Genomic DNA, 14201 nt, shown 5'->3' with positions numbered 1-14201 from the left:
GATTAGGCCGGTCCCGAATGACAATCAGTGAATCCATCCATGGCCCGCCCGCGCTTTCTCCCCGACAACTTCACACTGACGCTGATCGCCGTCGTTGCCGCTGCCACTCTGCTGCCCGCCCAGGGTCAGGTCGCGGTGGCGTTCGACTGGATAACCAACATCGCCATTGGCCTGCTTTTCTTCCTGCACGGCGCCAAGTTGTCGCGCGATGCCGTGATCGCCGGCGCCGGCCATTGGCGTCTGCATCTGCTGGTGTTCCTCTGCACCTTCGGTCTGTTCCCGCTCCTGGGCCTGGCACTGAAGCCGGTGCTGCTGCCCATGGTGGGTACCGAGCTTTACGCGGGTTTCCTCTATCTCTGCGCCCTGCCCGCTACCGTGCAATCGGCCATTGCCTTCACCTCTCTGGCTCGCGGCAACATCCCGGCGGCCATTTGCAGTGCCGCTGCGTCGAGTCTGCTCGGCATATTCGTTACGCCTGTTCTGGTCGCACTTCTGATGGGGGTTCATGGCGACGGCGGCTCCACCGTCGAGGCCATCCGCAAGATCAGCATCCAGTTGCTGCTGCCCTTTGTCGCCGGGCAGATCGCCCGCCAATGGATCGGCGGCTGGGTCAATCGCAACAAGCAATGGCTGAAGTACGTCGATCAGGGAAGCATCCTGCTGGTGGTCTACACGGCATTCAGCGCGGCCGTGATCGGCGGGCTCTGGCAGCAGGTCCCTCCGCTGAAATTGCTCGGCATCGTAGTCGGCTGCTGCCTGCTGCTGGCCCTGGTGCTCACCATCGTCAATCTGCTGGGCAAGTGGCTGGGCTTCAATCTCGAAGACCGCATCACCATTCTCTTCGCTGGGTCGAAGAAGAGCCTGGCCACCGGCGTGCCCATGGCGCAGGTACTGTTCGCCGGCAGCAGCATCGGGATGCTCATTCTCCCGCTGATGCTTTTTCACCAGATCCAGCTGATGGTGTGCTCCGTCCTGTCCCAGCGTTTTGCGCAGCGCCCGGAAACACCCACGCTCGGGTCACCGTTTGAAAGCGCTTCCAGGCCCTGAAACACTCGAACGGACCTGTCCTGATGCCCCGCCGGCAGGGGCTCAGGCGATCATCCGCTCGCGCAGCCGCGCCAGCATGCCGAGCAGGCTGCCGACCTTCTGGTTTTCGCCTGCTTCTTTCGGGGCTTCGGCCATGCGCGGGACCAGGTCCAGCGGTTGGGAACGCCAGAGAAAGGCCTGTTCGGCAGCGGCCTTCAGGCCCTTCTCGAACAGCCCCCGGCGGATGGGTTTGGGCAGGTAGCGGAAAATCTGTGCTTCGTTGATCAGTTTCAGCAGGGCCTGGGTGTCGCGGAAGGGCGTCACTACCAGGCTGAGCAGGCGCGGATGAGCCTGGGCCAGGGATTTCAGGAGCGGCGCCATGTCCTCGTCACCTAGCTTGAGGTCGCTGACGAGCAGGTCCACGGGTTCCAAGTTCAGCGTTACCAACGCTTCGCTCAGATTGTTGGCACGCATCAGCCGGTGCCCACCGGCCTGGCAGAAGGCTTCTACGCAGTGCAGGGTTTCCGGGTCGTCGTCGAGCAAGAGCAGGTTCAGCGGCGCCGCCAGATCACTGGTGGCGGCAGTGACTGGCGCGCAGGTCTGGCGCTCGGCGATCTCCGCCGCCTGACGCAGGGTGAACGCCATCTCCTGCGGGTCCCAGGGCTTGGTCAGGTAGCGGAATATGCCGCCGTTGTTCAGCGCTTCCACCGCAGCATCCAGGTCCGAATAGCCGGTCAGCAGGATGCGCAGGCACTCCGGTGCGGCCTCCCGCGAGCGGGCCAGCAGTTCGGCGCCGCTCATGCGCGGCATGCGCTGGTCGCTGACGATGATCTGCACCGATTCTTCCTTCAGGCGCTCCAGCGCCCGCAACGGGTCGCTCTCGGTGATCACCTCGTACTGGCGACGGAACTGCAGCGCCAGGCTACGCAGGATGCGTTCCTCGTCATCGACGAAGAGGATGCGGACAGGTGAATTCATGGGCTCAGGCACTCCGTTTCAGTTCGACCGCCTGACTGCGCGGCAGGCTGATGAGAAAGCGCGTTCCGCGCCCCGGCTCCGAGGCCACGCGGATGCTGCCGCCGTGGTCGCGGATGATCTTGTAGCTGATGGACAACCCCAGCCCCGTGCCCTGCCCCACCGGTTTGGTGGTGTAGAACGGATCAAAGATGCGTTGCATGACTTCCGGCGGCATGCCCCGTCCACTGTCCTGCACGGAAATGCAGACATTGCCGTCGTCGGCCCAGCTCTTCACCTGGATGCGTCCCGGCGCATCCATGGCCTGGGCGGCGTTGGTGAAGAGGTTCAGCAGCACCTGGTTGATCTGCGACGGCGCGCAGGCGATACGCGGCAGCTCACCGAGCAGCTGGAGCACCTCGGCCTTGTCCTTGATGTGGTTGCGGGCGATGAGCAAGGAACTGCGGATGCACTCGTTGAGGTCCACTTCCTCGCTCATGGCACGGTCCAGACGGGCAAAATCCTTGAGTCCGGATACCAGTTCGGAGATCTGGCCGAGGCCATAGAGCGTGTCGCCGAACAGCTGGCGCAGGTCGTCGGCCAGCAGCTCGGGAGCGGCCGCTTCGCGGCTGGCGGCGGCCTGCTCCAGCGCATCGGCCAGGCGCTGTTCGTCGCAGGCCGGGTCTTCGAGGCAAGCGGCCAGCGCAGCCTGGCTCGAGGCCAGGGCGAACAGCGGCGTGGTCAGCTCTTCCATCAGCTGCACGTTGTTCTTCACATACCCCAACGGCGTGTTCAGCTCGTGGGCGACGCCCGCCACCATCTGGCCGAGGGACGCCATCTTTTCCGACTGCACCAGTTGCGCCTGGGATTCCTTCAGGTCGACCAGCGCCTGGCGCAGTACCCGGTTGCGCTGGGCGATGCGCAGCTCCATGGCCTTCAGCAAGTCCAGCACCGTACCCAGTCCCAGGTAGCGTCCCTGCTCGTCCACCAGGATGAAATCTTCGGTAATGGGGTACTGCAGCTGTGCGGTGACCTGCTTGGCTGCCGGCTCCAGGCCAGAAGCGAGGGCCACGGTCAGCGGCGCCGAATTCATCACGTCGCCCACCGGACGGCGGCCCCAGAGGTCGCGGCCGAACCGCTGCATGAAAATATCCTGCAACGTGTAGCGGCTGACCAATCCCAGTGGCTTGCCCTGCGCGTCCACCACCGGCAGCGACAGGAAAGCCTTGTGCTCAGGGGTCAGCAGGCGATCAGCCACATCACTGATACTCATATCCGGGGCCAACGGCTCCACGGTCTTGAGAAGGCGAGCCAGACTGCTTTCGGCTGCCATGGTCGGTACTCCGGGCGACATTTGAGGTGCAGGGCATTCAAGCAGCATCAGGTTGCCACCATGTGACAGATGTCTCATGCAAGAAACAAATGGCGAGGACACGAAGTAACGACAACACTGAACCTCGACGCCACAAGGAAACGCCACCATGCCCGAAAACTCCGCCACCCCGAGGCCCCGCAAAGGTCTGCTGCTCCGCCTGCTGCGAATCCTTGCCTGGCTGTTGATGGCGGTGGCGCTGATCTGTGTGACGCTCTACCTCGCGTTCGGCCCGGCGCAGCTGTTCGAACGCCTGAAGCCGCCCCCGCCACTCTTCCCGGGGAGCAACTCCACCGAAGCCCCGTCTGCCCCGGTTGCCGCCGCGCCGGTACCGGCCCCGGCGCAAGCGCCGGCCGACTCGCAGGAGCTGGTGGAGCTGATGATGGAGAGCATCGAGGACATCTGGGGCGAATTCCTCGCACGTGGCGACTACTCCTACAAGAAGCCCAAGCTGGTGACGTACCGCGGCAAAGTTGAAAAGCCCTGCAAGGACACCGGAACAACCAGCGGTCCCTTCTATTGCCCCGGCAGCATGAGTCTCTACCTGGATCTGGACCACCTCGACGGCCTGCACAAGAACGCACCCGAAGTCGGCGACTTCGCACGCAGCTACGTCGTGGCGCACGAGGTGGCCCACCACATGCAGAACCTGGTGGGCGTCAACAGCTGGATCAAGGATATGAAGGAAGGTGGCGTCAAACTCTCAGGGCCGGAGGGTCTGATGGTCGCCCAGGAGCTGCTGGCCGACTGCCTGGCGGGCAGTTGGGTCGGCTATGCCCAGCGCAAATACCCCTGGGTCAATCCCGATGACGTGGACAAGATGCTGCAGACGGTCATGGCCTACACACAGGAACAGGGCACGATCCCAGGCAAAGCCCCCATGCGCGACCCGCTGACCCACGGCAGCCTCGAGCAGCGCCAGAAGTGGCTGTATACCGGAATCGAAACCGGCGACCCGCAGCGATGCATGCAGCTGTTCACCGGATTGGCGCAGTAGCGGGTCGGATACCCACGACCTCAGAAATCCACTTTCCCCCTGCCGGCCTTGATTGCCCCGCGCTTGGCCTTGCCTTCCAGCCGACGCTTCTTCGAGCCCAGCGTGGGCTTGGTCGGCCGTCTTGCTTTCTGCACTTTCGTCACGCTACGGATCAGCTCCGCCAGGCGCTCCAGGGCGTCGGCGCGATTCTGTTCCTGTGTGCGGTACTGCTGCGCCTTGATGATGATCACGCCGTCAGCGGTGATGCGGCTGTCGCGCAGTTGCAGCAGGCGCTCCTTGTAGAAGTCCGGCAGCGACGAGGCGTTGATATCGAAGCGCAGATGCATCGCGCTGGAGACCTTGTTGACGTTCTGCCCGCCCGCCCCCTGGGCGCGGATGGCGGACAATTCAATCTCATCGAGGGGAAGGTGGACGCTGTTGGAGATCAGCAGCATGGCGCGACAACCGAAAGGCGGGAGTGCAGAGCATACGTAGGCGACGCCGGGCACGCCAGGAAGCCGTGGTTGATCTGCCCCCAAGGCGGGGCCGCTCGCCCTTCCGCACTTTTCCGTGCGCGTAAAAAAGCCCCGCCAGATGGCGGGGCTCAAGCAAAGGAGCGGAAACCCGTGTCGTCTTAGAACACGTACTGGGCACGGAAGACCATGCCGTCGCCGTCGTCGTCGCCCACCGCGTTGGTGGCGTTGTCCACTTTGGTCTTGACGTAGTACCCGCTGAGCTTGACGGCTTCGTTGGCGTACCAGTTCACACCGAGGTTGTGCACCTTGGCTTCCACGTCGTCGATGTTGGCGAAGGCGCCGTTGTCGTCTTCAGCACTGATGTTGTCGTAACGATAGAACACTTCCCAGGCGCCGATGCCCTTGTTGGCCGGCTTGATCTTGTCGAACTTGCCGAGTTTGTAGTCGCGGGCTTCGCCGGTCAGGGTGTAGGCAACCTGCACGTAGTAGCCGTCGGCATCGATGTCTTCGCGGTTGGCAGCCTTGGCTTCGACTTCGCGCTTCAGGTATTCGCTCTGGATGGAGAACGGACCGGTGGCGAAGGCAGCTTCCAGGCCAACGGTGCTGTCGTTGTCGTAAGCGCCGACCGGGGTGTTGTTGGCGCCGGCCAGTACCAGGCGGTTGCCGTTGCTACCGGCGTCCTGGCCACCTTCGGTGCTCACACCGCGGATGCCCAGGCGGCTGCGGATACGACCGTCGAAGGAGGTATCCTGCAGGTCGCGGGTGGCATAGTTCACGCCAAAGTGCAGGACATTGCCGGCCTCGTGCATCGGAGCGAATACACCGCGCAGGTTGAACTGCTTGACGCTGTCACCGTCTTCGTCGCGGTTGGTGGCGTCGTTGGCCATGAGGCCGGCGGAGCCGTACAGGGACGCGCCGTAGGTGCCGGACACCTGCACGCCCATGCCACCGTTGTGGTTGTTCACATAGTCGGCCAGGTCATAGGCGGCGGTGCGCTCCTGGGCAGTTACCCACTTGGAGCTGGTGGCCTTTTCCAGGCCGAAGTCGGGGTCGAAGCGACCCATCTTGATCACCACCGGCTGGAAGCCGATGTAGGCGATGGAGGCTTCGTCGAAGTAGCCATCGTCAGCCTTGGCATCGCCACCGGCGTTGTGGGAGAAGTCGTAGTTGATCTGGTAGGCCCAGTCGGAGAAGGCGATGCCGCCCAGTTCCAGGAACGCGCGACGGAAGTAACCGGCGTCGGCAGTGTCACCGTTCACGGTGTAGAAGCCGTCGAAGCGGCTGTAGTCAGCCTGCAGACGACCGCCGAGCTTGAAGCTGAAAGCCTTGTCGGTGGTGCCGACTTCCAGGCCGCCTTTGGTCTTGATGACGATATCGGCGCCGTCAGTGGTAACGGTACCGGCGAAAGCCTGGGCGGAAATGGCCAGAGCCATGGCGCTGGCGGCAAAACCGGCGAAGTGCTTACGGATCATCGAAGGGTTCCCCTATTGGTCTTAAGCGTTAGAAAACACGAGAGCGTCTGGGCTCGTCGGTGCTGGTGGGGAATCTTGGCGGCGGGTTATTTCAGCTCAGTTGCTTATATATAAATATTTTGTGACAACGGAACTTTTTTACTTCGAAATTTCATAAGCACGCAGACGCTCTACCACGCGGCTTTCAGGTGTTTTTGCCGAGCAAGACGAGCTTAAGGGACTTGAAATAGGCGACTTGCGAATATGCGGATTCGCGACTACTCACGAAGCGGGCGGGAATGGAACGCTAGAGGGAATCGCGGCGCTTCTGCGCCAGGTGTGCGGCCAGGTCGTCCACTTCGGCACCCTGGCCCTCCGGCAACAGGCGGACGACTGCCTGGGTCAGTTTCATCTGCTTGATGAAGCGACGGCAGTTGCGGCACAGCATGAGGTGGCGGCGCACAGCCATGCGCTCGCGAAAACTCAGTTCGCCATCGAGCAATTCGCTGGAACGGGCAACCAGTTCCTTGCACGTCAGCATTGGCCTGTCTCCTCGAAATGTTCCAGCGTGGCGAACAGCTTCAGGCGTCCACGATGCAGCAGCACCCGGACATTGGAGAGCGATATCTCCAATAAATTACAGATTTCTTCCAGTTCCAGCCCTTGGCGCTCACGCAGCAACACCACGCTGCGCTGCATCTCCGAGAGGCTGAGCAAGGTCTTCTCCAGACATTCGCGCAGCTCCTCCTCAGTGAGCAGGGCCTCGGGCGAATCCTCGTGCCAGGCCGGCAGGGTCGCGGCCCAGTGGCCATCTTCGGCGAAACGATCAGCACCGATGCTCCCGTGGGGGGCAGGCAGGTCGTCGAGCAACACCTCGCGGCGGTTCTGCTTGAGACGGCTGCGGGCGTTGTTGGCGACGATGGTGAGGAGCCAGGTCTTGAGGCTTGAACGCTGCTGGAAGCCGTCCAGGTTGCGCACCACGGCCAGCCAGGCGTCCTGTACCACCTCATCGGCATGCCGCTGGCCGACGATGGCATAGGCGACTGCACGCATGGCGCCCTGGTAGGTGCCGATCAACTCGCGAAACGCGCCCTGCTCCCCGGCCAGGAGCCGGGGCAGCAGGTCAGCGTCGGCCGGTTGGTTCATCAACGTTTGCGCAGGATCACGCTGCCGATGGAGTAGCCGGCGCCGAAGGAGCTGAGCACGCCCAGCGCACCACTGGGCAGGTCGTCCTGGTGCTTGTGGAAGGCGATCACGGAACCGGCGGAGCTGGTGTTGGCGTAGGTATCGAGGATCACCGGCGCCTCCTGCGGCTCGGCCTCACGACCCAGCAACTTGCGGGCGATCAGCAGGTTCATGTTGAGGTTGGCCTGGTGCAGCCAGAAGCGCTTCACGTCGGTGACGTTGAGCTTGTTCTCTTCCAGGTGGGCGGCGATCAGCTCGGCGACCATAGGGCAGACATCCTTGAACACCTTGCGGCCTTCCTGGACGAACAGCTTGTCGCGGGCACCCACGCCCTCTTCCGCGGCGCGGTTGAGGAAGCCGAAGTTGTTGCGGATGTTGTTGGAGAACTGGGTCAGCAGCTTGGTACCCACGACCTCGAACTGGTGCCTGGAAGTGGCCTGGTCGGCACGTTCGATGATCACCGCGGTGGCGGCATCGCCGAAGATGAAGTGGCTGTCGCGGTCACGGAAGTTCAGGTGGCCGGTGCAGATTTCCGGGTTGACCATCAGGATGGCGCGGGCCTGGCCGGTCTGGACTGCGGTGGTGGCAGCCTGGATACCGAAGGTGGCCGAGGAGCAGGCGACGTTCATGTCGTAGCCGAAGCCGTCGATACCGAGCGCCGCCTGGACTTCGATCGCCACCGCCGGGTAGGCACGCTGCAGGTTGGAGCAGGCGACGATCACACCGTCGATGTCCGCCGGGGTCTTGCCTGCACGCTCCAGCGCCTGCTTCGCGGCGGCAACTGCCATTTCGCAAAGGATGCCCCACTCATCGTTGGTGCGCTCCGGAATGCGCGGCGTCATGCGCTTGGGATCGAGGATGCCGTCCTTGTTCACCACGAAGCGGCTCTTGATGCCGGATGCCTTCTCGATGAAGGCCACGCTGGATTCGGCCAGGGGCTCGATTTCGCCACGCTCGATAGCGCCGGCGTTCTCGGCGTTGTAGGCCTGCACGTAGGCATTGAAGGACTCCACCAGCTCTTCGTTGGAGATGCTGTTGGACGGGGTGTACAGGCCGGTGCCACTGATTACGACGTTGTGCACGGTCGATCCTCTCGATACTGGGCCGCTCGCTCGAACGGCCGGTTCAGGCAGTCAGCTACCGGCCACGACAGGCCGGCAGCGGAAAAAGGGTCATCCCGCAGGCGGAATGAAACAGCAAACAGGGGTGGAAGCCTTGGCGCGAACATCCTTCGTCGTGCCTCGCTGGCGGGCTTGGTGCCAGGTGGCGGGATCGCCGACGTCAGCTTTGCGGTGCTCCACTTCTTATCCAGATGCGAAGGGTAACGCCAGAAACGGCGGCTGGCGACGGGGACTTTTGCCAGAACGTCGGCAAAAACGCAGAACCATCGGTCCACTTTCGACCCTGGATACCCTAGTCGTTCGCAGCGGTGTTCGCCCGCAGTTTCACGGCCGTGGATTCAGCACCCAATTGGGTGTGCATGACCGGAAATGGCCACTTGGCTAGCAGGCCAACAAGAAAGGAAAGCCGCGGACTGCCTGGACAACCCGCGGCACAAGGTCAGAAATCGATCGTTCCTACATGCAAAGCTGAAGGGGATCTGGCACTGGCCGCAAAGTAGCCAGCCTGCCGGTGAAGCTCCTCAAGACAAAATGGGAGTAAATGCCAGTTCAAATTATTAGCGATTAAGCATCCTCTTGCAGACGAATACGGGTCTCAGCGCCTTGATTACCGGCTCATGGCCGAAAAAAATTCGACGAATCGCCGGATGCTGCGGTTGCGCTTGCAGTGGATGCAGCGGTCGGTGTGGCGGATGGGCGCTTCCGGGGTTTTCCGGCGTCGCGCCGGGCGTTAATGTGCACGGCTCGCAATCGGCAAATGGAGAGCCTTCGATGAGCTTGCACGGCACCTATGATCCGCAGAACGTTTTCGCCCAGATCATTCGCGGCGAAGCCCCCTGCTACAAACTCTACGAAGACGACGACGTGCTCGCCTTCCTCGACATCTTCCCGCAGTCGTTTGGCCACACGCTGGTGATCCCCAAGCGATCCGCCGCCCGCAACATCCTGGAGATCGAAACCGACGCCCTGGCCAAGGTAATGGCCGTGGTGCAACGGCTGACCCACGTACTGGTGCAGGAACTGCAACCGGCCGGTGTACAGGTGGCACAGTTCAACGGTGCACCGGCGGGCCAGACGGTGTTCCACATTCACATGCACATCGTGCCGCGCTTCGAGGGCGAGTCGCTGGCAATCCACGCCAGCAAAAAGGCCGACCCGAATGAACTGCAAGCCCTGCAGGCACGCCTGCTGAAGCATCTGGCCTGACACCCTCTCCCATTGCGCCAGGACGGACAGCGCTGTTCCGTCCTGGCGCCGCCCCTGCCCTACTCTCCCGCTTTATCCAGTTTTCGCCGGCTGCGCTCGAACCAGGCCAGCAGGTAGTCCACCAGTACCTGGGTGCGTCTCGGTAGCCCGCCTTGCCAGGGGTGAACCAGGAAGACTGGCGTCTGACGGGTCTGGAAGTCGCGCAGCAGCCACACCAGACGGCCATCGGCCAGTTCGTCGTAGATCATGTAGGAGGGCAGCCGCGCAACGCCGGCGCCAGAGAGAGCGGCCTTCTTCAGCAAGCTGTAGTGATTGCTCGCCAGCGCACCCGCCACCTTTACCCGCTCCAGCCGGTGCTGCTGGTGATAGAGCCACTCCTCGAAACCGCTGTAATGCGTGTTCAGCAGGCACTGGTGGCGGGCCAGGTCTGCCGGTTGCCGGGGTTCACCGTGGGAGGCTAGATAGGCCGGGGTAGCGCAGGTGATTTCCTCCAGGGAGAACAGCGGCCGCGCCACGAGACGCTCATCCATGTCCACGCCTGAACGAATGGCCAGGTCGAAACCTTCCGCCACGAGGTCGCGATAGCCATTGTGCAGGTCCAGCTCAACACGGATCTGCGGGTACTGCCGGGTGAAGTCCAGCAACAGCGCATCGAAAAAGGTTTCACCGAGGGACACCGGCACCGTCAAGCGCACGCAGCCGGCCAGTTCCTCCTGCAGGCGCCGCACCGATTGCCTGGCTCGCTCGGCCTGGGCGGCCAGGGCCTGTGCCTCCGGCAACAAGGCTGCCCCTGCGGCGGTCAGGTCCAGCCTCCGCGTCGTGCGATGCAGCAACGAAGCCCCCAGCCCCTGCTCCAGCAGCCGGATGCGCTTGGACAACTGCCCCTTGCTGCAGCCCAGCCGCTCGGCAGCAGCAGTGAAGCTACCGGCTTCCATCAGCACCGCGAAGGCGGCCAGATCATCCATTTCGCTCATTGAAATGCGGCCCTATTGTTTCCATTTGAAAACCAAATTTTTCCAATTACATGGATTATCGACAACAGGCAGCACTCTACACTGGACCTGTCGTTCATTCCTCCACACAGGATCCGGTCCCATGAAAATCATTCTCGTCGGTGCCAGCGGCACCATTGGCAAGGCCATCGAACAGGAGCTCACCGAGCGCCACGAAATCATCCGCGTCGGCCGCAACAGCGGTGAGCTGCAAGCCGACATCACCGACGTTGCTTCGATTCGTCGCCTGTTCGAGAAGGTCGGCCCCTTCGACGCCCTGATCAGCGCCGCCGGCAAGGTGCATTTCGGCGCCCTGGCGGAAATGGGTGAAGCCGAGTTCGCCATCGGCCTGAAGGACAAACTGATGGGCCAGGTGAACCTGGTGCTGATCGGCCGCGAGTTCGCCAACGACGGTGCCTCGTTCACACTCACCTCCGGGGTGCTGAGCCACGACCCGATCCGTTTCGGCGCATCCGCCAGCATGGTCAACGGCGCCATCGATGCCTTCGTGCGCAGCGCCGCCCTGGAGATGCCGCGCGGCATGCGCATCAACAGCGTCAGCCCGACCGTGATCGAGGAGGCCCTGCCCGACTACGCACCCTACTTCCGTGGCTACAAGGCGGTACCGGCAGCCGAGGCGGCATTGGCCTACGCCAAGAGCACGGAAGGTGCGCAAACCGGGCAGACCTACCACGTGGGCTGACCCCCCCTAAAGTTCGCCGGCATAACACACCGGCGAACTGGGTGGACCGCTGCGTTCAAGCTCTTCCTCGAGAAAATCCGCCAGCACCCGGGCGTTGTTGTGCACCTCGTCCCTGGCGGCGTAGAGCAGGGTCAGGTCGCCTTTGCGGGCCATCTCCAGCAGTCCCTGCCAGTACTCGGGATGGGCCGCCAATTCCGCGCGGTATAGCAGGCGGAACTCATCGAATAGCGCCGGATCATGGCAGAACTGTTTGCGCAGGCTGTCTGAAGGCGCCACCTCCTTCAGCCAGGTGGTCAGGGCCAAAGATTCCTTTCGGCATCCGCGTGGCCACAGTCGATCCACCAGTACCCGCTGGCCATCTCCGGACTGCACCGCATCAAAGACTCGCTTGCACTGGATCATCTGCCTTCTCCGCGCTTGAGCCGGAAGCTGCGCACCGGTAACGTTGCCGCTCCCTGAAGGAGACCCACTATGCGCTTCGCCCGCCCCTTGCTGTTCAGCCTCTTGCCCCTGTTCGGCGCTTGCCAGATGTTCGCCGACAAAGCCCCTGCTCCCGACGCCAACATGGTGCGCCTGCAGGGTGAGCTGAGCGTAGTCTCCGGGCAGGTGATGTTCAGCCCCTGTGGCGAGAAACGCCGCTTCGCGCTGGTCGACAGTGGCGCCACCGGGCTGTTGCCTGAAGCCGCCAACCTCTCGGCGGATGGTCCCGGCACCCTGTTCGCTGATATTCGCGCCAGCATGGGCGCAACGAAGCTGCCGGACGCCGACGGCCAGCTGAACCTGAAGACCCTCTACCGCCTGCAGCGCGAAGGCCATGGCTGCGATGACCTCAATTTCAAGCGCCTGCTGCTGCGCGCCAGCGGCCATGAGCCGGACTGGAGCATCAGCGTCAGTGGCAAGGGCCTGATTCTCGACCGTCCCGGCCAACCTTCCCTGGCCCTTCCCTATATGGAAGAACAACTGCCGGACGGCCGATTCAACCTGTCCAGCGAAGCCAATGGCCAACACCTGGAGCTCTGGGTAGCGCCCCAACGCTGTGTCGACAGCATGAGCGGTGCGGTGCAGCACCTGACCGCCGAGCTGCGCCTGGACGGCAAGACACAACGTGGCTGTGCCTCCTTCGGCGGCGCCCGCGACAACTGACGATTGGCAGCGGTCTCCTTCCTCGTCCTTCACCACTAAGCTGAGGGAAGGATCAAAGGAAGGAGAACACCATGCTGCGTATCGCCCTGAATGGATATGGGCGCATCGGTCGCGCGCTCGTTCGTGCTCTGTTCGAGCGGGGTCTCGACCAGCGCCTGCGCATCGAAGCCATCAATGACCTCGGCGATTTCGAATCGCTGGCCCACCTCACCCGTTTCGACTCGACCTTCGGCCGCTTCTCCGGCCATGTTCACCTGAGCGATGATCGCCTGCAGGTGAACAACCAGATCATTCACCTGCTGCGCGAGCGTGACCCGGTCAACCTGCCCTGGGACCAGCTTGGCGTGGACCTGGTGCTGGAATGCACCGGGAAGCTGAAGAAGCGCGCCCAAGTGGAGCAGCACCTGACCGCGGGTGCGCCGCGAGTGTTGCTGTCGCACCCCCTCGAAACCGCCGACCTGACCGTGGTGTTCGGGGTCAACCATGACCAGCTGGGCAGCCAGCAGATCGTTTCCAATGCCTCCTGCACCACCAACTGCCTGGCGCCGTTGGCCATGTTGCTGCACCGCGAAGTGGGGATTCGCAGCGGCCTGGTGACCACGGTGCATGCATACACCAACGACCAGCATCTGCTGGACAAGAGCCACAGCGACCCCTATCGCGCACGGGCTGCGGCTCTCTCGATGATTCCCACCAGCACTGGCGCGGCCAAGACCATCGGCCTGGTGCTGCCGGAGCTGGCAGGACGCCTGGATGGTCTGGCGGTTCGGGTGCCAACGCCGAACGTGTCGTTGCTGGATCTCACGTTCATCGCCGAACGCCCGACGAGCCGCGAAGTCCTCAATGCGGCCCTCGTAGCCGGTGCGGAGAACCTGCCGCCGGGCGTGATGGAGTGCAACGCGTTGCCGCTGGTATCCAGCGACTTCAATGGCTATCCGGTGTCCTGCGTGGTCGACCTCAATCACACCCGCGTGCAAGGGGAGCTGGTGAAGGTACTGGCGTGGTACGACAACGAATGGGCCTTCGCCAACCGGATGCTGGACGTGGTCCTGGCGTGGCTGAACCCTTAAAAAGCTGGGCCGCCCGAGCTCCAGTGGCAGAGGGTGGTCCGGCGAGAACCGTTGGGCCGACGGGCAGGATCGTCGAAGGTCGACACCTCGCGGAAGCCGGCCTTGCGCATCATGCCCGCCGAGGCGAGGTTCTCCTCATGCCGCTGGATATAGATGTCCACAGCCCCAAGCGCGGCCAGTTTCTCCATGGCGGCCAAAAGTAGTCGCGTGCCCAACCCGCGCCCGGCCAGATCGCGATGCACCACGGCCTCACAGACATAGCCCTGGAGCTGATCCTGCCTTCCGGCTTGCTGATGGACCTGGATGTCCTGGCTCAGGTAGACGCTGACGAAGCCCGCCAGACTCCCCTCGCCTTCCGCCAGGATCGCTCCTACGGATGCATCGGCGATGCCCCGCAAGTGGGCGCGGACCTCATCTGGTGGCAGGTGATTCCACGGGTTGGGACCATGCGCGAGGATCAGGTCGCACAAGGCTGGGATGTCATCAGCGGTGGCCAGGCGAATGGCGAAGGCATTGTTCAGAACGA

Annotated in this window: 16 protein-coding genes; 6 read left to right on the top strand and 10 right to left on the bottom strand. The window is 63.1% G+C overall.

Annotated elements, in window-relative coordinates:
* The first annotated feature begins 39 nt into the window (after positions 1–39).
* Positions 40–1047, top strand: coding sequence for a bile acid:sodium symporter family protein (locus D6Z43_RS00790; RefSeq protein WP_120649825.1), 1008 nt, complete (start codon positions 40–42; stop codon positions 1045–1047).
* A 42-nt stretch (positions 1048–1089) separates the two neighbouring features.
* Here D6Z43_RS00790 and D6Z43_RS00785 read toward each other — a convergent pair whose 3' ends face one another.
* Together D6Z43_RS00785 and D6Z43_RS00780 are read right to left on the bottom strand one after the other, a co-directional pair.
* Positions 1090–2004, bottom strand: a complete 915-nt coding sequence (locus tag D6Z43_RS00785; RefSeq protein WP_120649824.1) for a response regulator — start codon at positions 2002–2004, stop codon at positions 1090–1092.
* A gap of 4 nt (positions 2005–2008) precedes the next feature.
* Positions 2009–3313, bottom strand: a complete 1305-nt coding sequence (locus tag D6Z43_RS00780) for an ATP-binding protein (RefSeq protein WP_256660929.1) — start codon at positions 3311–3313, stop codon at positions 2009–2011.
* 148 nt (positions 3314–3461) lie between these two features.
* On the opposite strand from D6Z43_RS00780, the gene D6Z43_RS00775 reads away from it, so the two are divergent.
* Positions 3462–4349, top strand: coding sequence for a neutral zinc metallopeptidase (locus D6Z43_RS00775; protein ID WP_120649823.1), 888 nt, complete (start codon positions 3462–3464; stop codon positions 4347–4349).
* Positions 4350–4369: 20 nt separating this feature from the next.
* Here the strand turns inward: D6Z43_RS00775 and arfB are convergent, their stop codons facing one another.
* From arfB to D6Z43_RS00750, 5 genes are all read right to left on the bottom strand, one after another.
* Positions 4370–4783 (bottom strand): alternative ribosome rescue aminoacyl-tRNA hydrolase ArfB, encoded by a 414-nt coding sequence (arfB, locus tag D6Z43_RS00770; protein WP_120649822.1) that lies wholly within the window; start codon positions 4781–4783, stop codon positions 4370–4372.
* Positions 4784–4962: 179 nt separating this feature from the next.
* Positions 4963–6276, bottom strand: coding sequence for an OprO/OprP family phosphate-selective porin (locus tag D6Z43_RS00765; RefSeq protein WP_120649821.1), 1314 nt, complete (start codon positions 6274–6276; stop codon positions 4963–4965).
* A gap of 286 nt (positions 6277–6562) precedes the next feature.
* On the bottom strand, positions 6563–6796 hold the full coding sequence (locus D6Z43_RS00760; RefSeq protein ID WP_120649820.1) for a zf-HC2 domain-containing protein: 234 nt from the start codon (positions 6794–6796) through the stop codon (positions 6563–6565).
* Positions 6790–7401 (bottom strand): RNA polymerase sigma factor, encoded by a 612-nt coding sequence (locus D6Z43_RS00755; protein WP_120649819.1) that lies wholly within the window; start codon positions 7399–7401, stop codon positions 6790–6792. The genes D6Z43_RS00760 and D6Z43_RS00755 overlap by 7 nt, the downstream gene beginning before the upstream one ends.
* Positions 7401–8522, bottom strand: a complete 1122-nt coding sequence (locus tag D6Z43_RS00750) for a beta-ketoacyl-ACP synthase III (protein WP_120649818.1) — start codon at positions 8520–8522, stop codon at positions 7401–7403. Before D6Z43_RS00750 ends, D6Z43_RS00755 begins: the two co-directional genes overlap by 1 nt.
* A gap of 810 nt (positions 8523–9332) precedes the next feature.
* Between D6Z43_RS00750 and D6Z43_RS00745 the strand changes: the two genes are divergently transcribed.
* Positions 9333–9767, top strand: a complete 435-nt coding sequence (locus tag D6Z43_RS00745) for an HIT family protein (protein ID WP_120649817.1) — start codon at positions 9333–9335, stop codon at positions 9765–9767.
* Between the two features lie 59 nt (positions 9768–9826).
* On the opposite strand, the gene D6Z43_RS00740 is transcribed toward D6Z43_RS00745, so the two are convergent.
* Positions 9827–10741: a LysR family transcriptional regulator gene (locus D6Z43_RS00740; RefSeq protein ID WP_120649816.1), complete on the bottom strand. Its 915-nt coding sequence runs from the start codon at positions 10739–10741 to the stop codon at positions 9827–9829.
* A gap of 121 nt (positions 10742–10862) precedes the next feature.
* Between D6Z43_RS00740 and D6Z43_RS00735 the strand changes: the two genes are divergently transcribed.
* Positions 10863–11462 carry a short chain dehydrogenase gene (locus D6Z43_RS00735; protein ID WP_120649815.1) on the top strand — a complete coding sequence of 200 codons (600 nt, stop codon included), beginning with the start codon at positions 10863–10865 and terminating at the stop codon, positions 11460–11462.
* Between the two features lie 6 nt (positions 11463–11468).
* Here the strand turns inward: D6Z43_RS00735 and D6Z43_RS00730 are convergent, their stop codons facing one another.
* Complete coding sequence (locus tag D6Z43_RS00730; RefSeq protein ID WP_120649814.1) at positions 11469–11864, bottom strand: DUF488 domain-containing protein; 396 nt, start codon at positions 11862–11864, stop codon at positions 11469–11471.
* A 69-nt stretch (positions 11865–11933) separates the two neighbouring features.
* Here D6Z43_RS00730 and D6Z43_RS00725 point away from each other — a divergent pair, with 69 nt between their 5' ends.
* Together D6Z43_RS00725 and gap are read left to right on the top strand one after the other, a co-directional pair.
* Entirely contained in the window at positions 11934–12605 is a 672-nt protein-coding gene (locus D6Z43_RS00725; protein WP_120649813.1) for a COG3650 family protein, read from the top strand.
* Positions 12606–12676: 71 nt separating this feature from the next.
* Entirely contained in the window at positions 12677–13675 is a 999-nt protein-coding gene (gene gap, locus D6Z43_RS00720) for a type I glyceraldehyde-3-phosphate dehydrogenase (protein WP_120649812.1), read from the top strand.
* Here gap and D6Z43_RS00715 read toward each other — a convergent pair.
* Positions 13672–14196, bottom strand: a complete 525-nt coding sequence (locus D6Z43_RS00715; RefSeq protein ID WP_371924437.1) for an N-acetyltransferase family protein — start codon at positions 14194–14196, stop codon at positions 13672–13674. The genes gap and D6Z43_RS00715 overlap by 4 nt on opposite strands.
* Positions 14197–14201: the final 5 nt, after the last annotated feature.

The organism is Pseudomonas sp. DY-1 (genome assembly GCF_003626975.1).
Lineage (GTDB): Bacteria > Pseudomonadota > Gammaproteobacteria > Pseudomonadales > Pseudomonadaceae > Metapseudomonas.
The sequence above is the reverse complement of the archived record's forward strand: the minus strand, read 5'-3'. Positions and strand labels throughout refer to the sequence as shown.